Origin of the sequence: Bacillus sp. FSL K6-3431, from assembly GCF_038002605.1 — a bacterium.
Taxonomy (GTDB): Bacteria; Bacillota; Bacilli; order Bacillales; family Bacillaceae_C; genus Lederbergia.
The window spans coordinates 4,428,032-4,449,684 of record NZ_JBBOCT010000001.1 but is presented as its reverse complement, the minus strand read 5'-3'; the positions used below and the strand labels follow the sequence as shown (position 1 = coordinate 4,449,684).

Below are 21,653 nucleotides of genomic sequence, written 5' to 3'. Positions count from 1 at the left end.
ATCTACATCATTCCTTTCAAATAGACAAAGCTGAAAATAAAGATCCAAACTATATCTAAGAAATGCCAGTAAAGTGAAAAAATGAATGATTTATTGGCTGTTTCAGGCGTTAGTCCTCGTTTTTTCACTTGAAGAATGATAAATAATCCCCAGAACAAACCTAGTGTCACGTGTGCCCCATGTGTGCCTAAAGTGGTTAATAGGATGGCCGTGAATGCACTCGTTTGAAGTCCTGCCCCAATGTGAACATAATGAGTAAACTCATAAATCTCTACGCCTAAAAATACGAGGCCAAGAAGTAGTGTGATCGCAAAGAATGTGATCATTGCATTCTTTTTACCGATGCGCATAGCATGAACACCAAGACCGATCATAAAGCTACTTGTTAACAACACAAGCGTTTCAATGAGCACTGGAGTAATTTCAAAAATCTCTGCTCCAGAAGGCCCGTTTCCAGTGCGATTCGCTAATGTGAAATAGGTTGCGAAAAGTGTGGCAAACAGCATAACTTCGGCTCCGATAAAAATCCAGAACCCTAAAATATTTAGTTTATTTTGTTCCGTGCTATATTCAAGTGGAAGCGAGTGATCTATTTTCATTTGCTAACACCTCGCAGTTTTTTTTCTGTATCTTCAACTTCCTTAACGGAAATATAATGGCCGTCATCTTTTTCAAATGAACGGTGAGCCAGACAAGCAAATATAGCAATTGTTGTAATGACTGCTGGAATCCACATACTAAATACCAATGAAAATCCCCATACAAAGAAAATACAACCAATGATAAATGGAACACCGCTATTATTTGGCATATGAATTTTTTCTATTTTACCTTTGAATAATGGATGATCCTTTTTCTTATAATCCCAGAATGTTTCAATAGAATTAACCTGCGGTGTGATCGCAAAGTTGTATGATGGTACCGGGCTGTGTGTAGCCCACTCAAGAGAACGTGCATCCCAGGGATCTGAACTGATATTTCTTGAAGCATAGCGAGTACTGTAATAGACGTTATATACAATTAAAGCAAAGCCAACTGCAAGTCCTAGTGCTCCCACAAACGAAAGTAAATTAAGTGGTCCAAACCCAGCTGATTCAGAATATGTGTACATTCTACGTGCTTGCCCATCTAAACCAGTAAAGAACATTGGAAAGAACGTTACGTTAAAACTGATAGCAATAAACCAGAATGCCCATTTTCCGATTTTTTCATTTAGCATAAAGCCAAACATTTTTGGCCACCAGTAAGTAAGTCCAGCAAGCATTGCGAATACTACACCAGGAATAATTGTATAGTGAAAGTGTGCGACTAAAAACATTGTATTATGGTATTGATAGTCAGCACTTGCCATGCCAAGCATAACCCCAGTAACCCCACCTATAGTAAAAATCGGAATGAATCCTACCGCATAAAGCATGGGAACCGTAAATTTAATTTTCCCTTTCCACATCGTAAACAACCAGTTAAAAATCTTAATACCCGTAGGAACTGCAATCGCCATTGTCGTAATCGAGAAAATACTATTTGTCAGTGGTCCTTGCCCCATTGTAAAGAAATGGTGTGTCCAAACTAAGAAGGACAAAAACGAGATAATTACAATGGAACCAACCATTGATTTATACCCGTATAGATTACGTTGTGAAAAAGTAGAGATAATCTCACTATATATTCCAAATGCCGGCAAAACTAAGATATACACTTCTGGATGTCCCCAAACCCAGAATAGATTCGCCCAGAGCATATCCATGCCGCCATTTGTTGTTGTAAAGATGTTTGCGCCGAATAGCCTATCCATTGTTCCCAAAAGAAGTGTAACAGTCAGTACTGGAAATGCAAAAACGACAATTGCATTCGTGATAAATGCAGTCCATGTGAACATTGGCATCTTCATTAATGTCATACCAGGTGCTCTCATTTTTAAGATAGTCGTAATAAAGTTAATACCGGATATTAATGTACCAATTCCAGCAATCTGAATTGCTAGCATATAATAATTTGTCCCGACAGATTGACTGAAATCATTGCCAGCGAGCGGGAAGTAGGAAGTCCAACCTGCATCAGGAGAACCACCAACAACAAAAGAAATATTGAATAACATCGCACCCATAAAGAATGTCCAAAAACTTAGTGCATTTAAGCGCGGAAATGCTACGTCACGAGCACCAATTTGTAATGGAACAACGAAGTTCATTAAGGCAAAAATAAACGGCATTGCCATAAAAATGATCATAACCACTCCATGGGTAGTAAAAACTTCATTGTAATGCTGGGCATCTAATAGCGTGTTTTCGGGTACGGCAGTTTGCGCCCGCATCATTAGTGCATCCACTCCGCCACGAAATAACATGAGCAAAGCAGAAATCAAATACATAATCCCGATCCGTTTATGGTCTACGGTTGTTAACCATTCACGCCATAAATAACCCCATTTTTTAAAATATGTTAAGCCTGCAATAACTGCAATAACCGTAAGGCCTATAGCAACCATCGCTGCATAAATTGCAGGACTTGGGTGTGGAATGGCAAATCGATCAAAGTAATTCATACTTCTTAGACTCCTTTCAAGGAATATTTCCTGTCATCTAAAACTAGTAGTTAACAAACTTAGAACCTAGTTATGATTTTGTTTGAATCTTACTCGTTCGATTCTTCATGAGAATCGCCTGTATCGTGTTTATGTCCGTCATGCTCATCTCCTGATTCTTCTTGAGAATCATTTGATCCATGATTATGGCCACCATGTTCCCCTTCTGGAGCAGGCAAGAATTCTAAATGTGTTCCACTGAACGTCAACTGTCCAAGATGACCCGGTTCTAGTAACTCATTGAATTTTTCTTCTGTTAGCGGATCAGCTGTTGTTTTCACGTCTTCCACCCATTGATCAAACTCTGATTCTGGCATTGCCTTCACTTGGAACGTATTTTCGGCGAATCCTTTCCCACTAAAGTTTGCATTTCGTCCCATGTATTCACCAGGGACGCTGGCTGCTAAGTGTAATGTGGTCACCATGTCCGACATCGCGTATTTTTGTCCCCCAAGTTGTGGAATCCAAAAACTCGTGATCGGTCCGTATGAATACAGTTTAAATTCCAATGCCCGATCTGTGGGGATATATAAGTAGTTAACTGTTTCTATATCCTCTTCAGGATAACTAAAATGCCATTTCCAATTAGAAGATGAGGCATAAACAATCAATGGTTCTTGATTTTCATAGCCTTTCGGTGTTGCCTCCACTTCATATGTGGATTTAACAGTTACGATTGAAAGAAAGATGATGATTAAAACTGGAATCCCGACAATAATTGATTCAACAATCGGATTCCCTTCAATGTGTGGTGGTTCATAATCATCACTTTGTTTCGATGCACGGTATTTTGTTACAATAAATATTAATAGAGCGAAAACGACAATCACAACGACCGCCATGGTCGCAATCGAAATCCAAATGACATTCGCTTGCGTTTCAGCTTGTGGCCCTTTAGGATCCAAAACCATTAATGATTCACAACCCGTTAACGCCACGATACTAGTGATAACCAAACTTAAAAGAGCCCATTTCATTTTCATTAAAGTACCCCTTTCTTTTATTTTAAAAGCTAACTTACATGATGTAAGACGTATATAGTGATAATGAAAAACTACATAGATTATTTTATTCTCATAGAATGCTAAAAACAATTCTTTGTGATTAATGTCACAAAGTGTTCATGAAATAATACAGTGGTAAGTCACACAATGTTAATAAAGCCAAAGCAATATTAATATTATAGAAGAATAATAATTAGCATTTTTTTAAAAGCTGGATTATGATAAATGTTTAAGATACTATAAAAAGTCTGGATTGATATACTCATCCAAAACGCATTTATTAAGGTTTTTATCCATAAAAAATATAGAGCCATTCCAAATTGGATTGGCTCTATACTATCTGTTTTTATTATTAGTTTTTTGATTTTCTAACAACCGATAAAGGTAACTAAAAGTTCATTAATTATGAAAATAATAAGTGGTACAGTTCCAGTGTTTACTACTCGTTCTTCTTTTACCTTTCCATCCTCTTTTTTGTAGTTCTTTCGCTATTAACATATTAAAAAAACCATGTCCAACTAAGGCACTTGATTTATATTCTTGAGAGTGTTCAATTAATACTTGCGCTGCCTTTTGTGCCCTTTGCTTTGCATCGCTGTAAGATTCACACCCTATTGAATATCCACTAAACCACAAACACCTTAAAACAACTGCCCATATATTTGGATGTAATTTTATCGCATTACATTTTAAAGAAGAAACAGGCAGCTCTGTTTCGCGAAAGACTGGCATCGAAGTCACTTTAGCATGTTGATGCAATAGCATCGCTGACTCAACTGACCTTTTCAAATCGCTAGTCATCACAATACTGGCTGATTGTATCTTATTAAGTGTATCCATAGGATAGGAACTTTCTTCTAACACCCCTTTATCATCGTACCTTTTTACCCAATCATTAAACTCATTACATGTTATAAGCTGCCTATCGGTAAACTTAGATTTACCATGTCTAATCAATGAAATCTCCATGGATAAACGCCTACTTCTATTTTTTAATTTCACCCAAACTACTATCCGTAATTTTCTTTTATTGGGTACAATATTTTCATTTACCTCTTAGGATTGAAGAGCCTTATGTAATGATTTTTTCAATGTTTCTATGAATGTATCACGCGTTTCAGATGATAATTCCAATAGAGAAAGATATGGATTTAAATCTTCAAGTTCAACTAATAAAAGATTGCCTTTATTAGTTCGACATGCATCCACTCGTTGAATTCCCCAATCAAGATTGTTCCATTCAATGAAACGTTGCGCAAATAATAAATCTTCCTTCGTAGGAACATACTCTTTTAGATCCCATCTATTTTCTATATCTGGTGCATAAAGAGCATATTGAAATTCATGGTCGATGAAATAGAAAGACACCTCATAATCAAAGTTAATAAAAGGCTGTACTAAAGTATCTTTTTTATTTGGGTTCACTTTTATGGACAATTCATTTTTGAAGACAATTTCCATCCCGATGGAATCAGCCCCATCTTTTGGTTTTAAAATATAGTTTTCTACATTAGGGAGTTTATCTAAAGAATGGAGTGTATCAATCGTTGGAATAACAGGAAATTTGGCATCTGTTAGCTCGATTAAGTATTCTTTTCCATTCATATCGGCCTTTCCATCAAATGAATTATATGTTTTCAAACAATTTGAAACTACTCGATTTCGGAATGTAAGATATTTATCCTTATAATTCGCTACTGGTCCAGCATTTCGAAATACAATTAAGTCAAAATCTTTTTCAAATGTTTCAACGTCTTCTGGATGACAAATTAGCAACTGAAAATTTTCTCTAAGCTTTGAAGTAAGGAATAAATCTTCCTCATAATATGCACGTCCTTTTGCTTCATAGTACAAGTCTGTTACGAATAACAGCTTCTTCATTGGATACTCACCTGCTGTTAATTAATTTAATTTGATTAGCAAAAAACTTCTGCTTGTAATAAAGGTGCCCCAGCTTCTAGAATAGTAGATTAGCACCTCGATTGCTTAATAAGATGTATTACTCTGTCTATTGAGTTCATCTATACGTTAAAAGTATTTCAATTTGCTGCTAAAGATCACCCAGTTGTTCCTCAAGCCCTTAGACCTCAAAAGATATGTAGATTATTATTATAAAGCAAATTATTTTTATGAGTAGATCCTCTTATAGCTGAATTCTTTTATTTTAATCAGTGGATAGAGCCATTTCTTTTTTATTTAGTAATATTCCCGTTACAGCAAATGCACATACTGCCAGCACTACTAACATAATAAAGACTGTGTGCAAACTTGACTCTAATGCATGCCCTTTTAACTCATCACTTAACCATAAGCCTGAAATGGCAATTCCAATTGCTTGTCCTAAATTCCTTAATAAATTATTCGATCCCATTGCCGCTCCACGCATATTCCAATCTACTGATGATTGAACTGCAACTGTGAATGCTGTAAAGGCTAGCCCAAAACCCAGCCCCAAAATAGCCGTGACGACCATCATCCATGCCACCGTTGTATCAGTCCGAAAAAATACTAAGCCGATGCATCCAATGATAATGACTGCAATACCTATCAATGTAATATGAGCAATTGGTTTCCTGCTCATCCATCTCCCCGAAAAAACTGCTCCAAGTGGCCATGTAAGTGACATTGGCAACATGGCTATCCCGGAAAAGGTCGCATTCAAATTCGTTACGCCCTGAACCCATAATGGAATATAAAACGTAACGGTTACAAGGATGAAGCCTAATAAAAACCCAGCAATATTTGATATTGTAATAAAGCTATTTTTAAATAGAGAAAGTGGCAACATTGGCTCTTTCCCCTTAGCCTCAATCCAAATAAATAAACAAAGTCCCACGAGTGCTACAATAAATAATATAGAAATATTACCTGTAACCTGTTTATATTCTTTTAATAATGTTAATGCATATAAAAAGGCGGTCATACAAATTGCAAACGTCAAAATACCACCATAATCAATAATTTGCTTTTTCTTTTCTATTTGCTCATGCAAAGATGTCCATAAAAAAATTAATGAAATAATCCCGAAAGGAATATTCATAAAAAAGATCCAATGCCAAGAAATCGTGTCAACTATAAATCCACCAGCAAGCGGACCAATGATCCCCGCAATTCCCCATACACTGCTAATCCATCCTTGCATTTTTGCACGCATTTTAAATTCAAAAACATCTCCAATAATTGTAAATGGTATTGTTGCTAATGCTCCTCCGCCGATTCCTTGAATTAGGCGGAATAAAACGAGCTGTTCCATCGTTTGTGAAAGCCCCGAAAGTACGGATCCTACTAAAAATACGATCGTACCTATCGTAAACATCAGCTTTCTTCCATATAAATCTGCCATTTTCCCAAAAACAGGGGTACTAATTACGACGGCTAATAAGTATACAGAAATTACCCAAGTATATAAGTGACTGCCACCCAAATCTCCAACGATTTTTGGCATGGCTGTACTTACGATCGTTCCTTCTATTGCAGTTAGAAACGTTGAAATTAATAATGCGATGACAACGAACTTTCTATTTGTCTCTCTTTTCAATTTTTACTCCCCTTCGAATCGATTATGAATGATGTTCATATTAAGTATTGGCAACATGCATGTCATTCTTCCAATCAACATCTATAATATTCCTTTCCATTTTAGTAAATAAAATATTGATTGTGTATCTATCTATTAACCTTGATTATCGTGAAGATGAATATTAGAAAGTTTAAGTTGTTTTAAGTTTGTGCTAATAGAAGATTTATAGTCTTATCTACCCTACAATCCGATCAGCCAAGCGTTTCCATCTGCCACTATGATATTCAAAAAAAGACGGGATTAATCCAAGCGCCCATCCGATTGGCCCTGCATACCATACACCAATATAGCCAAACATCATCCCAAGTAATAAGGAGAGCCCTACCTTAGATATTAACTCAACAACACTTGATATTAATGGAATAGTGACAACGCCCATCCCACGCAATGTATTGTTGTAAAGCCATATAAGTCCTAAAAAAGGGAAGAAGCAGGCACTGATAAGCAAGAATTCTCCGGACATTTCTACTATTGTTTCAAGATGGGAATCTTGATCAGAAATAAACCATCTTATAATTACATCTCCAAACAGGAAGATCAATATCGAAGAAAAAATACTTAGACCAACCGTAATAAGTGCAACCTTTTTAAAAGCATCTTGTATCCGTGCCGGCTTCTTAGCACCTAGATTTTGTGCGGCAAAGGTGGCAAATGCTTGGGCAATATTAAGATAGGCAAGAGTAGCAAACTGTTGCACTCTCAAACTAGTTGTATAAGCTGCAACTGCATTCGTTCCATAAGCGTTCACAACTCCTGTGACGGCCATTTCACCAATAGATATTAACAAACTTTGTAACCCCATGGGCACGCCAATTTTAGAAATCAATCCGATATTTCCCCAATGCAAGCCCCATTCTGAACGTGATACGCGAAAAATATGAAACTTTTTGTATATATAAATTACACAAAGTACAGCAGAAATAACCTGGGCTATCACTGTTGCTATTGCTACACCCATTACTGCCATATCGAAAACGATTACAAATAGTAAATCTAATAATACGTTTAGAATAGAAGAAAGAATTAAAAAGTATAAAGGCGTTCTACTATCACCAACTGCCCGAAGAACTGCAGCAGCACCGTTATAAATAAGTAATCCCACACTACCACCAACACAAATTTGAATGTATAGAGTGGCATCGTTGATAATGTCAGGTGGCGTTTTCAATAATTCCATAAGCGATCTAGCTCCAAATATCCCCACAAAACACAATACAATTATGCATAGCATTGTGATGTAAATAGAACTGACCATTGTTTTTCGGACCATTTCTTCATTTTTAGCACCAAAGTACTGGGACATCACAATAGAAAAAGCATTTGTAAGCCCCAAAGTAAGAGAAAGTATAAAAAATAAAGTGGAACCTGTAGCACCTACAGCAGCAAGAGCACGAGATCCTACAAAGTTTCCTACAATCAAGGTGTCCGCCACATTATAAAACTGTTGAAACACTCCGCCGATCAACATTGGCATTGTAAACGCAAATATTAGTTTAAGCGGGCGGCCCTCTGTCATGTCTTTTATCACCAGGCCATGCTCCTCTCTAAGATGGGATATCTTTGTAATTTTACACGAAAATTTGAGTTTTAACATCAGAATTATCCCAAAACTAGCCGAACTATTAAAAATATTCTTATACTACTCTCCTACCTAGTCTGTTTAAAAGGAATGTATCTATTTTTTAACCAAGTTTATTGTTGGTAAATGTTTTGAATTAAAGGTTGGTTGCATTAATACTAATAATCTTATGTAAGGAAAAATAGAAAGAGTATATTTTGAATAAAGACTGATCAAAACATACTCTTATATTATTCAATCGGTTTATTCACATATAAAAAATTGATCATTTTCGTGTCCATTTTGCAATAACATCTGTTAAAGAGAAATCCGTTAATCATCAAACTCCATATGTGCTTTTTCTTGTTTATAATATTCCAGTCTATCTTCTAAAGTACCCGTATGAAATTCAAACTTATGACCATCTGGGTCAATAAAGTAAATTGACTTTTTATCTCTTTTGTCTCTTTGACGTCCCAATAGGATGTTTACGTTCAATTGCTTTAATTTCTCATACATATAATCAAATTCTGTCTCTTCAATTGAAAAAGCTATATGTGTGTATGATTGGCTTATTTCATTACGAGGAATATCTTTTTCTTCATTAAGAGCAAGCCACATACCATCTAAATCAAAATAAGCAGTAGTTCTACCTTTAACTAACAACTTTGCATCAAACACATTTTTATAAAACTCAATAGAGTTCTCTAAATTAGACACAGAAAATAAAAAATGATTTAAACCTTTTACAGACACCGTATCACCTCAATTATATACAGGTATAACAAATTCTTAATGGTCCCGGTTCACAATATACTTTAATAATTGCTTCAGAAAAGTGGTATTGCGTGGCACCTCTTGCAACGCTTCTATCGCAAGGCAGTAATGTTCCCACATCTCTTTTCTGGCGCCAACAACTCCAAGGATTGACACAAATGTCGAATTGTTGTTTTCAGCATCTTTTCCAATCGATTTTCCGAGTAAGATCAAATCTCCTTCAACATCAAGCAAGTCATCTTTAATCTGAAAAGCAATGCCGGCATGATAGGCGAACTTTTTTAAAGCTTCCATTTCTAAATCCTTCGCATGGGCGAGAATTGCAGGCATTATGAGGGATGCCTCGAATGCTAACCCAGTTTTATAAAAGCTCATCATATTCAATTGTTCCAGTGTCAATTGTTGCCCTTTGGAATCCAAATCCATCGCCTGTCCCATACACATATCCCCTGTCACCTTGGCTGAGTATTGAACCAAGTTAAGCACAGTTTTCGAATCAAACTGGTCAAGAGATGCTTGTTCCCAGATTGCCTTCTGAGTCAGAAAGAGGCCGGTTAATTCTGCTATAGCAGTGTTATACACCTGATGTAGAGTTGGACGCCCCCTACGAATGGACGCATTATCCTGGGATGGTAGATCATCAAAGATTAGGGATGCCGTATGCATATATTCTAATGATTTCAAAAGTGGTACGATTGCTGAACTTTTTATTCCATATTCGTTAACGCCCATAACCCAAGTAACTATTGGCCGGATTCGCTTTCCGTCACCTTCCAAACTGTAATTTGCCGCATCAATCAATGGCTCTTCCATCAAAGAATCATTCTCGATTTTAGGGATTATTAAGATGTTGTTGATCTTATTACGTACGGTTTCGACCGTATTTAAAAAGTCTTCCTGCTCCTTCCGTTCATTTTTTAGAATGGTAATCATATGGTCTCGGAGCAGTTTATCAAAAAAATCGACATCATCCGCTTTCCGAACTACATTTTGGATGACTTTATTGAATTTTGGATTTCCAGAAGCAAATAGCTCCATAACTTCGTTATATTTTTTAGTTCCCATTCGTTCTTTAAACCGTTTCAATCCGTTTATTGCTCGATCCAGAATCAACTCGCAGGATTTGGCATCTGAATGATATACGTTATGGATCAAATTGGAAATGACCGTCCAATATAATTCAAAAGGATTTATAAGATCCGGGCGTTTATCATGATATTTCATATAGTAGGTATAGGGCGTTACCGCACCATTCTTCATGTCATCAAACATATCTGCAAAATCATCAGCCAACTGGTTATAAATACCGTAGAAGAATGTTCTGTTGTCAAATCCTTCATCCCCTGAAGCACTTATTACTGAACGGACAATCAATCGTGAAGAAGAGGATTTTAAAATGACGGGTATATAAAGCTCTTCATTGGTGTAATTCGCATTGGATAGATCCTTCTTACGGTCTACTTCCTGTGAATTAAAAAATACATAACATTGCTCAGCAAACTTTTTCCTCGTCTCTTGTCGCTGATGTGCATTAATATACTCAAAGGCATCTCGAAGTTCTGAATGAATATATTGGATCAGATCCATGTTATTTCCAGTCCACTCACCCAATTCCGGTACAGTTCCTGTGATAAGCGTGGTACGTATTAAATCGGAATATTGCTTTTCCTCTTTAGCGGATAAGATTTTGGCATCTAGAAGATCGTCAATAAAGGGATATGTCAAACCATAGGAATACCCAAGCCTAATAGCTTCATCAAGTTTTTGAGCACGTTCTTCAGCAGATATCTCATCGTTCATCTCTTCAACCTCGTGCATGATTACCCCGGCAATGACTTTGATTAGTTTTCGTTGGGCTTGCTCAGCATCCATCCCTTTTGGAATATTGGAGGATACAGTCTTTAGTTTGTTTATCACCCAGATCATGGTGGATTCAATACCTTCCTTCTGGGCTATCCGGTATAACCCAGCCATACTGATCGTTTCAGTTCTGTCACCTCGGTCTGCTGCCGTGGAATGAATCAGATGTTTTTTTAAACTGTCAACCATTCGTCCAACCCTGATCTGTGTGTCAGTTGAGTTCAGGGCTTTACCTAAATCACGCATGTAAATATAGGAGACGCTTCGATCTAGGTAATTATCTAGTTTGCCTGCGTAATCCAACCATCGAATATAATTGTAATACTCTTGCGAATCAGGGGTTCTTTTTCCACGCGAAAAAAGAGATAATAATGAATGATGAATATGGTTGTATTTCCATAATTTTATATCTTTTGTTAAAGTAGGAACATAGGTCTTGTCTATAACTTGCACATAAAGGGATTGAAAATACTGAGCAGCCTTCTGCTCAGCAAGCCGATAGCATGCATCGGCATTTTTTATTAGCTCTTCATCCATATTATATATACCTCTACTTCATGTTTTCTAATATATGTGGTCAAGTTCCTTGTCCCACCATTACTTCTTAACAATAACATATATGAATTCTTCGCGAATTATTCATTTTATGATTCTCATATATTTTCTATAAAACTCATTCAGGAACATCATTTCATCCATTAGATTATGTACAATCGTAATAGGATCAATAATATTTATTCCTTCTGCTGTTTGTATTTCCTTTTTAAAAATAAACCTATTACCATATTTCCCCTTGTTCTAAAAAACTTAATCTACATAAATAGATAAAGAAAACCCATTCGAACGTTGTGTGCCAACGAAAGAAGGGGCTTCACTTTTTATTGTTCAATTAAAAGGTTTAATAAAAATTATTGGCAAGACCGATCATAACTGGTCGAATGAAGTGAATCCGTACGAAGATACGAGTAATTCCAATTTGCGAAATGTACGTCTGACGTCTTATTCATTAAGCAATCATGGGAGAACATAGAATTCGCATCACGCTTAATCTTCTCTTCATTGTTATTAAGAATCGCTATTTGCACACTTTTTAAATGTCCAGGGTCCCTGATTATCTAGAGTTACGTTTTTAGGATTGACCTTATGCAACGATTAATAAGTTAATGTTGTCACTTACTGAATCATCTACTTCTAATATAATCCAGCTTATAAATAGAATCTACTTTTTCTAAAACACTCTGACTTTTTTGTATAAATTTTATAGGAGTAATTTTTCCCTTGTTGAGGAAGACGCCCGTTTTACCTTTAAATTCTCCGAATGCTGCCTCATATAGACGTGCTGCCCCCGTGCTTGGAGGGGAAAAGAATAAATTCTGAATGGGAATCATAAATATAGGCATGCCTGAACTTCCGCTCATTGGAGTTTTATTTGGTCCTGGGCAAACACTCCTTATTTCGATACCTTCTGCAAAATCTGTCTGTGATGCTGCTTGCGTCCATAGAGAAAGAGCTAGTTTAGAAGTTGCATACCCGCCAAGTAATTTTTTGAATTTGGTCGGTTTCTCCAGCGTCTCTAGTTCAAATTGTTTCACCATCAGCAAAGTATTGGAAGAAGTATTGACAATTGTTTTCATCCCTCCGTTTAACAGTAGTTCTCTTAATTCCATAAAGATGATATAAGGAACTACAGCATGTATCTCAAATTGCATTTCCCGTCCCTGGCTGGAGTATGTTATCTTCTCAGGCATAACACCTGCATTATTAAAAATCAAATCTATTCGTTCTTCGCTCGATTTGATATCCTTCAGCGCTGCTTTCAAACTTTTGAAGTCGCTTAAATCCGCTTTATAGACTCGAAGGTTATTAGTCTCTAGAGATTCTTGAATAAGACTATCGCCACTCTGAAATTCAGATCGAATTAAAGCGATTACTTGCATTCCTTCAGAAAGCAATCGTTTTGTTAATTCGAAACCAACTCCAGACTTTGCGCCTGTAACAAGAGCTATCGTATTTTGCTTTTTAGAATGCATTTAGCATGCCTCCATGTTTTATTTGGTGTAAGGTACTTTCCCGAAGTTTTCATTATTTTCTAATTTATAATTAATGAGTTCCAAAACTTTTTGCATTTCTTTGATTTAAACTTCGACTTTTTTCTTGTGACTTTGCAGAAGACCTTTTAAATTATCATCCAATTGAACGTTTACATCATATGGAAGAGACAAAAATGGCTTTATCTCGTCTAGTGTCATTCCTGTCTTTTTCAAACATGTAATTAAAAGCATGATGTCTTTATCAGTTAAGCCATAGTACCGATGCCCATTATCTTTTCGTTTGGCTTGTGGGAGAAGTCGAATTTTCTCATAGTAGCGAATAGTATCCTCACTCAAACCGCTTATCTGCGACATTTCTTTTATTGTGAACGTATCACTCACCTTAGCATCTCTTCCTCTCAGGTCGGCTGAACTTCATTCTATAACCTCGAGCTGACTCCAAGTCAAGGGTGAAATCTCTAACTATTTCATTACACGAATAATATTAATTCATTTATCAATTATATAAGTAAGGATAAAAAGTGCATTCTAACAAAGAATTTGCCGCTGAAACTGTCCTTTAATTTTATGGGTCTTGATGCGGATGTAATACCATTTAGTTCTGGTGCTTAATAGGAAAACAGCCAGCCTCAAATGAAGTGACCCCTAAAAGTTAGACACGTTATTTCATTAGGCGGCTTGTAAGGTATGAGTCCGGTATTGCACCGGGCTCATACCTTTTAATTTTGCCTTGATTCGTTTGTTGTTATAGTAATTTATATATTTTTCTAACTCTACTTTAAAATGCTCTACGCTTTTAAATTCCTTGAAATAGAGGAACTCCGATTTCATGATTCCAAAAAAATTCTCCATCACAGAATTATCATAACAGTTTCCTTTTCGTGACATGCTTTGTGTAATCCCGCGTTCTTTTAAGGCATAACGATATTGCTTCATTTTGGTAATGCCAGCCTTGATCCGAATGTATCAGGAGTTCGTCTTCTTCAGACAAGCGGTTAAAAGCCATGTCTAACATCTCTGAAACAAGGGAATAAGTTGGTCTGGAACCGATTGTATAGGTAATAATTTCGCCGTTAAATAAGTCTAAAACAGGCGAAAGATAGAGCTTTTCCCCAAATAATTTAAACTCCGTTATATCCGTCACCCATTTCTCATTTGGCTTTTCGGCTGTAAATTGGCGGTTCAAAATATTGGGAGCAATCTTGCCAACCGCTCCTTAGTATGAGCGATATTTTTTAATGCGCACCTGGCATTTCAAGCCCAATTCCTTCATAATCCGCTGTACTTTTTTATGGTTCACTTGCTGTCCACGGTTCGCTAACTCATCACGAATACGATGATAGCCATAGCGTCCTTCATGTTCGTCATAGATCGCTTTAATTGTCACTTTTAAATCGGTATCTGGATCAGGACGATTCATTCTTTCCACTAAATCGTAGTACGTACTGCGTGGAATCCCAGCCAGTTTAACTAATGATTTCACCGTAAACTCATGCCCTAATTCAAAGACTACTTGTGCTTTGTCTTGTTTGGTGATTTTTCCTTGTTTTGAACTAAGGCATTCAACTTTTTTAAATACGCATTTTCCATACGTAAATGCTCTAATTCTGCCTGTAGAGATTCTACCGATCCTTCAGCTAGTGCGGCTTTCTTGCTTTGTTTCTGATGGTCTTTTTTCATGGATGGACGCCCCTTTTTCTTTTGATTTAGGGCGCCGATTCCGACTGTGCACAGTTGCATTCGCCATTTTCTAATGAGCGCAGGCGAAGAATTGTTAAAAATGACTGCAGCATCATTTGGAGACGTCCCATGTTCGTTCAGATAATTAAGTACGTCTAGTTTAAACTGCAAAGTGTAAGATGTATAGTTTTTTCAAATGCTTTTACACCGTGATAATCAAATTGTTTTATCCACATACGAACGATTTCATGATTCGCTCCTAAAGATCTAGCGAAATCCCTTACACTTTCAAAATCATTTTGATACTTAATTACAGCCTCTAATTTTTGTTCTAAATTAAATTTTGTCATAAAAAAACTACACCTCCAATTGTTAGAGTGTGTCTAACAATTGGGGTGCAGTTCAATAGAAAGTGGCTGTTTTTCTTTTGCATCATTCACTTATTAACGCATTTACTGCCATAAAAATATGAATCTATTATTTGGCCTTCATAAAAGTGTTTATTTGTAGTACATAGCATTCATTTCGCTTTGGTTCATGTTTTCTATTATTATTTGGTAACACTTAGCCAATGATCAGGAGTATTTAAATAATAAGGTAATTTAGTATATTGATTCCCTTTAGCTGAATTAGCTTGGAATTGTGTTAAGAATATACAATCAGTTAGATCCGCATTACTTAAATCTGTATCCCTTAAGTCTGCACCGATAAAATCCACTTTTCTTAAATCTGTATTACTTAAGTTAGCTGCAATTAAAAGTGCTCCTCTAAAATTTGCTCCTTTTAGATCAGCACCTTTTAAGTTTGCTCCTAAATAGTCTAGTCCTTTTTTAATCTTTCTTTTTGTATTCATTTGAACAAAGTCTTTACGAACTAAATCGCTTGTCGTGACTAATAAATCGTTAACAGTTTCTCGATGAGAAGGTATGTCTAAGCTTAAAATTTCCTCTGATGTTCTGTTTGTCATTTGTACTGTTTCGTCATAAGCGTTTTTTAATTCTTTTTGAAATGGCTTCGTTTCTGTTAGCCCTAAGGCTTGGGTGAGATACCAGAGCATTTCATGTAACTGTTGAACAATGGGGAATACCGCAAACATCTCACTTGACTTTTCCATGTTATTTCGCCAATCATTACCTTTATATATACTCTGCGAAACATGTTGCCCAGCTCCAAAACATTCATAGGAGACACATCCGCGAAAGCCCTTATCGCTTAATTTGTCATGTATGCTGCAGCGGTTATCAATGCATAAATTACGACAAGGCTCCCCACCGTCTTTATTGAAAGCAAAATCTGCTGATTTGGCATAAGGTAAAGCAACACAACACAGGGCAAAACAATTTTTGCAATCAGGCTTTAAATATATATCCATAAAAGACACTTCCTCGACTATATTTCAGTTTCCTAAAAACATAGACATCCACGGGCTGATATCTACCTTGTTCCACGATTTAAAATCTTTAGCACACAAAACGAACAGAGCTTTTTTGCGAATCTCGCCATGACACTTACACACTGATTCTAATTTATTCTTATTTTACACACATTCCTAAACTGGTTTGCCCAATTAATGCAATAATAATTTCAATTGATTACTTTCCTGTCATAATGTTTTACCACACCATGGGCAAAAAATCATCCCAATACTGGAAGAACCACCGTCATGAATTACCAAACCATAGTCATTATCTTTTTCATCAAATATGATTATTTTATCCGGGCATTCAAATGGGCTTTCATGTATCTCGCACTTAAAATTTGCATGATAAGACATATTTTCACAACAATGTATTTTCATAAATTATCTCTCCACTATAGCTCATTCTTATGAATACTCAGTATCCGTTATTGAACTTAATCCGCTCAATTAATAGCTTGAACACATCTTCCCAACCCCCTACATACAGATGTTTTCCTGTAAAACTCTCCGTATTTAAATACATTTGCTTATTCATGTACTTCACCCAATTGGTAGTTCAGTAGTTAGCACCATTTTTCATTTGTGCATAAACACTAGCACTGGTAGATGGCATAAATTTTATTTTATAATTACCGCCAATTTCTCGTTTAACTTTTTCAGTTAATATGACTCCCGATTTGTTAAATTCCTGTTCAAGGTCAAGTCCTTTAGGTATCAATCGATCTTTTTCCCAATCTATCCATTCTCCATAATTCATTGCCCAAGACAACAATTCCTCAGCTAATTCACCTGATATCGGAACATTATCTATGTCGAGATTGCAATCGCATTTATTGCACCAAAATGGATCTGCTCCAACATCTCCTTCTATTTTTAATTCAGTTGTTCCCCCACTTTCACAAAAACAGTTCATGCTTATCCCCCTTATATCTATCTCTTCGGCTAGGCTAATTCACCTTGCCTACTTATTCTACTTTTGCTATTTTCAAACTTGGGACTTGTTCAAGTAAGCTTCTATAATATTCGGATCGAATAGAAAAACCGCCAAATTCTTCATGGGTCGTACAAGAAAACCAAGCAAAATTATTTTTCATAAACGTTAAGTCTTCGGGCAATTTTGGAGCTACCCAATCGTATAGCGTTTTTGCTGATTGTTGTAGCAGCCTACAAGTATTTAGATTTGCCTCTATTACATACACCGTTGCAGCTGGTCCTTCTGTTTCTGTATTTGCCCACTTTTTTGTTTGATAGGTTTCAATAGTGTAAGGTTCAAATTTCGCCAAAATCTCTTGATCGTATCTCAACTCTTTTCTTGTCACAAAATAAAACATGTCCGAATAATTACATAAAATTTTTATTAACTGACGATACGTTTCACCTGTAGGATTTTCAACTAAATCCCAATATTCCATTTCATCACCTCAAAAACTTCATCAAATAATTCTATCCCAATTCAAAACCAAACAATTAAACAGAAATTCTACCATTCGCCTACCCTTTAATAAAATCCTTTAAAGAGGAAGCAACCCACTTTCGACTATCCGATTCATGATCCCAGACAAAAATATCCTCTCTCTGAATACTCCCATTTAATATTGGAAACCCGAATAAATCACCATTTCCCGCATCAGAAAAAAAGAGTAAATGATCAAACGGCATGTATATATCTTTATACTTGGCGAAATTTCTGAAAAACAAGTTGTCCTTGACGATTTGATTGGTTGACCAAATTAGTGGACTATTATACTCGTCAAACACCCCATTCGTTTCATTTAATAAACCTAACAAATCGGCTGGTAATTCTACATATAGCTTCTCTTTTATTTGGCTAATATCGGATTTTGCAGGCGCTTTAAAATGATAACCAGATGTGACCGATTGGATATAACCCTTCCACATAGATGGTAAATCTCCTTTCCTGCTAATCTATATCCTGCGTTATAGTTAGATAAAGAAATCCTTCATACTGTACGTTCTTATCGACTGATATGTTTCATATTAATTTAAAAAAACTCGCTCCTGATTTCGTATTAAAGCAAAAAAAATAACCATAGCCGAGGAAGTTATTCTCGTACTTATGGTTATTTTTCATACAGAGGAAGTCACTCGTACTTTCCCATCCTTAATATTCTGAACTGAGTACTCGTCGTCTTAGTCTTCCTCGATAATGTTGCGAATTGCATTCATTATTCCATTTCTTAGTCCTTATTGGCTTCCTTCGGATTAATATGATTTTATTTTTGAAAGTAATATCTAAATCCTACGAAAATCGTTCCATAAGCAATACCTATCTAATCAGTTTGAAAAATGAAATGAATATATTGACCGATTGATCGATTTCTTTTAAGTAACGGCGGAAATCCTGGGTACCAGGTTCTGAATTCAACAAGAACCTGGTACCTTAGCAGTAAAACCTAAAATAATGAATTTACTTATGAACCCACAATTTTGTTTATTTTATCCTCTATATCTTATAGTTAATCCTTTTAAGAAATTCCGAGCGTATTTATCTCCGCACTTTTTATAGTTCTTATGCCCTTCTTTTCTTAATAAAGCGCCTAATTCCCCTTTGGTGATAATGACCCCTGCATTTTCTAATATATCAAGCATATCCTCGCTTGTTAAAGTCAGGGCTATTTTCAATTTCTTTAAAAGGATGTTATTCACACTTTCATTATTCTTTGTTGACAGTTCTGGTCTTTCAAGTTGTCCCGGTTTTGGATCTTGCTTTCCTCTTTTAAAAGTAATAAAGCCATTTAAAAATGACTCTAACGTAATATTATTGCATTTTATTATCTCTTCACTTTCAGCTATATCCCCATCATTGTCAGCTTCATTATCGTAATTGTCATTTGATTTTGTAAGCATCTTTAGCACTTCTTCTTTTGTTACTTCAATACCACCAAGTTTAAATATTTCTACCATATCCGTATTTTTTATATCTAGAGCATATCTTAATCTAATTAATATATCAGTATTTTCCATATATAAACCTCCAATAACATTGCCTATTTGTACAGTAGCTTCTACATTATTATATACCTTTAAACCATATGACAAAGAATTCTTTCATAAACTCGAATAGATTGAAATAAAAGACGAAGGGAGTCCGAGAGTTATTACACACCTTTTACAAAGTAAACTCCTCCACTTTTCCGTCCCAAAAGCTTTACCTAATTGAAGTAAAGGGCCTGTTCGTTAGTAATCTCATTCATTTATTTATCAAAATTCTTTACGCCACTCATCATCCTCTAATATTACACCATTTTCAGCTGCATAACCCGCAATAACAGTACCCATTTGTAGTTTATCTTCCTATTTTAGAAAAGATATGAATCCATTACCCAATGCAAGAACAAAGGAAGGTAGCCAAAATAGCTGCGTTCCTTTGTATTTTTTGTCTTTTGTCATTACATTTGCGTTCGATTGACTCACGTACAGGAACATGGCAGCAATATCGACCCTAAAAAAAGTCATATGTATTATAAACGGGGTAAATTGCCAAAAGAAGCGTTGACAATCGCTAATACCCTTATTAAGTATAGAAGGAAGTGAAATGGTGCCTGTCACTCTTCGGGTTTTGTCGAATAATCAAGAGTTCATTCGATTATTTTCGAGTGGTGACACAGGCACTAAAAACAAAAACAAGACAGGAATTTAATCATCCTGTCTCATTTCTTTCAAAAAAAATGATACTGCTGGGCCCTACTTCATGTTTTGCACACATTTTATAATATTAAATAGTTCATATGCGCTAGAATCTAGAGGCCTAACAAGACGGTTTAATTTCTTCCGCCTCGAGCATTTGATTTACCTTTACCTTTTTGTTGTTCTTTTGGTCTTTTAGCTTCACCATTTCTGTTTTCTTTGTGCGCTTCTGAGTCTTTAACCATGTTATTCCCTCCACTTACGTATAGTAATTACACATCTTAAACATTGTTGTTACACACTGATTAGATATTGGTGATATATTATAAAAATGCTAGGAGATAATCTCCTTTGGCTTTACCAATGTTTAATATATCAACAATAACCAGTATTATAATAACCGGAATATGTTATATTATTCAGTGATAACCACCGCTAGGCTATAATAACGATATTTACTCCTCCAGCTTCATAAACATATGGAAAAGAAAGTGGTAAATCCTTTTTATACGATTCACCACTTTCAAATGGATATTCATTTTCATCTGTATGATATTCAGGAATTGTCCTTCATGTTGCAATGAAATAATGACTTGTCATCCCTTTCAATCCTTTCTACAGAAACATTATCAATTGATACAAGCTCTTTTCTTGTTGCATTTATAGATCTTTCGCCACTATGATATATCCTTCTTCAACTATTTTGATTTCTTACCTATATAATATTCGAAAAATGACATCCCAAAAGAGCCGCCAAAAGCGACGGAAAAAGATGTTAATACATTCAAATTAGGTTTTAAAATAGCACTCCCAAATAAATTTATTGTGAAAAAAAATAGGAAATATACCAAAAACTTAATGAAAAATCGTTTCAATTAAACTACTCCCATTTCTTTTTGTTTTTTAAAAAAATCTCTTTTTCTATCCCATCTTCTTAAAGCAATTCCAAACTCAAGCAGGGCAAGGGAGGGCTCCAAGAAAAACCACTTATCATTTACCAGAATTCCGCTAAATAAGGTGAAACAAAATCCTCAACAAATAAACCAGATTGTGAAACAGCATCAATGGCTTTCACACAGTCTTTACTCGCACCAATGTACATATAATAATCGTTTCCAAAATGAACAAAGAATTCCTTTTCAACACCCAATTTGCACCAAATAGCATTCTGTAACGTCATCTTGGCTAACTCAAGTACTTCCTGGGCAGTTATGGCTTTGCCAATCCAAAGTTTATTCGCATGTTGACTTTTAACCTCGTCTGACCACTGCTCTAAGGCATTTATATAAAGCACATTCAAGCCCATTTCGACCATAAAAGCACTAATGGCATTAAGGTATTTGTCCTCTGTCATTAGATCTTCATCTATACTAACGTTAGTCCCTACTTCTGAAAAACAAGTCCATTCCTCTTGGTTAAAATAACTGCCATCAGTATCTCTATATAATGGATCATATTTGGTTACTCTCCAAGAATACAATGATCTATCTC

The 21,653-nt window shown here is 35.8% G+C and carries 19 protein-coding genes and 1 pseudogene; all 20 read right to left on the bottom strand.

Features of this window, described 5'->3' with window-relative positions:
• Window positions 1–2 precede the first annotated feature (2 nt).
• The 20 genes and pseudogenes from qoxC to MHB53_RS21335 all read right to left on the bottom strand — a co-directional run bounded on the left by qoxC (window position 3) and on the right by MHB53_RS21335 (window position 21,642).
• Window positions 3–599, bottom strand: coding sequence for a cytochrome aa3 quinol oxidase subunit III (qoxC, locus tag MHB53_RS21420; RefSeq protein ID WP_340922228.1), 597 nt, complete (start codon window positions 597–599; stop codon window positions 3–5).
• A complete protein-coding gene (qoxB, locus tag MHB53_RS21415; RefSeq protein ID WP_340922226.1) occupies window positions 596–2,545 on the bottom strand; it encodes a cytochrome aa3 quinol oxidase subunit I in 1,950 nt (649 codons plus the stop codon). The genes qoxC and qoxB overlap by 4 nt, the downstream gene beginning before the upstream one ends.
• Before the next feature lie 89 nt (window positions 2,546–2,634).
• Window positions 2,635–3,567 carry a cytochrome aa3 quinol oxidase subunit II gene (qoxA, locus tag MHB53_RS21410; protein WP_340922224.1) on the bottom strand — a complete coding sequence of 311 codons (933 nt, stop codon included), beginning with the start codon at window positions 3,565–3,567 and terminating at the stop codon, window positions 2,635–2,637.
• 420 nt (window positions 3,568–3,987) lie between these two features.
• Window positions 3,988–4,557, bottom strand: a complete 570-nt coding sequence (locus MHB53_RS21405; RefSeq protein ID WP_340922223.1) for a histidine phosphatase family protein — start codon at window positions 4,555–4,557, stop codon at window positions 3,988–3,990.
• 87 nt (window positions 4,558–4,644) lie between these two features.
• Entirely contained in the window at window positions 4,645–5,469 is an 825-nt protein-coding gene (locus tag MHB53_RS21400) for a hypothetical protein (protein ID WP_340922221.1), read from the bottom strand.
• A gap of 283 nt (window positions 5,470–5,752) precedes the next feature.
• Window positions 5,753–7,126: an MDR family MFS transporter gene (locus tag MHB53_RS21395; RefSeq protein WP_340922219.1), complete on the bottom strand. Its 1,374-nt coding sequence runs from the start codon at window positions 7,124–7,126 to the stop codon at window positions 5,753–5,755.
• Between the two features lie 217 nt (window positions 7,127–7,343).
• The gene (locus tag MHB53_RS21390) at window positions 7,344–8,696 is read right to left on the bottom strand and encodes an MATE family efflux transporter (protein WP_340922217.1); all 1,353 of its coding nucleotides are present in this window, start codon (window positions 8,694–8,696) and stop codon (window positions 7,344–7,346) included.
• Window positions 8,697–9,059: 363 nt separating this feature from the next.
• Window positions 9,060–9,482, bottom strand: coding sequence for a FosM family fosfomycin resistance protein (fosM, locus tag MHB53_RS21385; protein WP_340922215.1), 423 nt, complete (start codon window positions 9,480–9,482; stop codon window positions 9,060–9,062).
• A gap of 36 nt (window positions 9,483–9,518) precedes the next feature.
• Window positions 9,519–11,900 (bottom strand): polyprenyl synthetase family protein, encoded by a 2,382-nt coding sequence (locus MHB53_RS21380; protein ID WP_340922214.1) that lies wholly within the window; start codon window positions 11,898–11,900, stop codon window positions 9,519–9,521.
• A gap of 644 nt (window positions 11,901–12,544) precedes the next feature.
• The gene (locus MHB53_RS21375; protein WP_340922212.1) at window positions 12,545–13,393 is read right to left on the bottom strand and encodes an SDR family NAD(P)-dependent oxidoreductase; all 849 of its coding nucleotides are present in this window, start codon (window positions 13,391–13,393) and stop codon (window positions 12,545–12,547) included.
• A 105-nt stretch (window positions 13,394–13,498) separates the two neighbouring features.
• Window positions 13,499–13,795, bottom strand: a complete 297-nt coding sequence (locus tag MHB53_RS21370; RefSeq protein ID WP_340922210.1) for a MerR family transcriptional regulator — start codon at window positions 13,793–13,795, stop codon at window positions 13,499–13,501.
• A gap of 288 nt (window positions 13,796–14,083) precedes the next feature.
• Window positions 14,084–15,444, bottom strand: a pseudogene (locus tag MHB53_RS21365) (IS3 family transposase).
• A 200-nt stretch (window positions 15,445–15,644) separates the two neighbouring features.
• Window positions 15,645–16,466, bottom strand: coding sequence for a pentapeptide repeat-containing protein (locus MHB53_RS21360; RefSeq protein ID WP_340922208.1), 822 nt, complete (start codon window positions 16,464–16,466; stop codon window positions 15,645–15,647).
• 231 nt (window positions 16,467–16,697) lie between these two features.
• Window positions 16,698–16,892, bottom strand: a complete 195-nt coding sequence (locus tag MHB53_RS26485; protein ID WP_445661466.1) for a DUF6980 family protein — start codon at window positions 16,890–16,892, stop codon at window positions 16,698–16,700.
• Window positions 16,893–17,070: 178 nt separating this feature from the next.
• Window positions 17,071–17,427: a hypothetical protein gene (locus MHB53_RS21355; RefSeq protein ID WP_340922206.1), complete on the bottom strand. Its 357-nt coding sequence runs from the start codon at window positions 17,425–17,427 to the stop codon at window positions 17,071–17,073.
• A 52-nt stretch (window positions 17,428–17,479) separates the two neighbouring features.
• Complete coding sequence (locus MHB53_RS21350) at window positions 17,480–17,926, bottom strand: hypothetical protein (RefSeq protein WP_340922204.1); 447 nt, start codon at window positions 17,924–17,926, stop codon at window positions 17,480–17,482.
• A gap of 79 nt (window positions 17,927–18,005) precedes the next feature.
• Entirely contained in the window at window positions 18,006–18,413 is a 408-nt protein-coding gene (locus MHB53_RS21345) for an SMI1/KNR4 family protein (RefSeq protein ID WP_340922202.1), read from the bottom strand.
• A gap of 558 nt (window positions 18,414–18,971) precedes the next feature.
• Entirely contained in the window at window positions 18,972–19,499 is a 528-nt protein-coding gene (locus MHB53_RS21340; protein WP_340922200.1) for a YehS family protein, read from the bottom strand.
• Between the two features lie 1,538 nt (window positions 19,500–21,037).
• Window positions 21,038–21,139 carry a hypothetical protein gene (locus MHB53_RS26480; RefSeq protein WP_445661465.1) on the bottom strand — a complete coding sequence of 34 codons (102 nt, stop codon included), beginning with the start codon at window positions 21,137–21,139 and terminating at the stop codon, window positions 21,038–21,040.
• Window positions 21,140–21,156: 17 nt separating this feature from the next.
• Complete coding sequence (locus tag MHB53_RS21335; protein WP_340922198.1) at window positions 21,157–21,642, bottom strand: hypothetical protein; 486 nt, start codon at window positions 21,640–21,642, stop codon at window positions 21,157–21,159.
• Window positions 21,643–21,653 lie beyond the last annotated feature (11 nt).

Bases quoted from the DNA above. Each gene is read 5' to 3' on its own strand.
- MHB53_RS26485 (WP_445661466.1), bottom strand. From the start codon at position 16,892: ATGAAAATACATTGTTGTGAAAATATGTCTTATCATGCAAATTTTAAG.
- MHB53_RS21360 (WP_340922208.1), bottom strand. From the start codon at position 16,466: ATGGATATATATTTAAAGCCTGATTGCAAAAATTGTTTTGCCCTGTGT.
- MHB53_RS21345 (WP_340922202.1), bottom strand. From the start codon at position 18,413: ATGTGGAAGGGTTATATCCAATCGGTCACATCTGGTTATCATTTTAAA.
- qoxA (WP_340922224.1), bottom strand. From the start codon at position 3,567: ATGAAAATGAAATGGGCTCTTTTAAGTTTGGTTATCACTAGTATCGTG.
- MHB53_RS21400 (WP_340922221.1), bottom strand. From the start codon at position 5,469: ATGAAGAAGCTGTTATTCGTAACAGACTTGTACTATGAAGCAAAAGGA.
- MHB53_RS21350 (WP_340922204.1), bottom strand. From the start codon at position 17,926: ATGGAATATTGGGATTTAGTTGAAAATCCTACAGGTGAAACGTATCGT.
- MHB53_RS21380 (WP_340922214.1), bottom strand. From the start codon at position 11,900: ATGGATGAAGAGCTAATAAAAAATGCCGATGCATGCTATCGGCTTGCT.
- qoxB (WP_340922226.1), bottom strand. From the start codon at position 2,545: ATGAATTACTTTGATCGATTTGCCATTCCACACCCAAGTCCTGCAATT.
- MHB53_RS21405 (WP_340922223.1), bottom strand. From the start codon at position 4,557: ATGGAGATTTCATTGATTAGACATGGTAAATCTAAGTTTACCGATAGG.
- qoxC (WP_340922228.1), bottom strand. From the start codon at position 599: ATGAAAATAGATCACTCGCTTCCACTTGAATATAGCACGGAACAAAAT.
- MHB53_RS21340 (WP_340922200.1), bottom strand. From the start codon at position 19,499: ATGGAAAATACTGATATATTAATTAGATTAAGATATGCTCTAGATATA.
- MHB53_RS21355 (WP_340922206.1), bottom strand. From the start codon at position 17,427: ATGAACTGTTTTTGTGAAAGTGGGGGAACAACTGAATTAAAAATAGAA.
- MHB53_RS21375 (WP_340922212.1), bottom strand. From the start codon at position 13,393: ATGCATTCTAAAAAGCAAAATACGATAGCTCTTGTTACAGGCGCAAAG.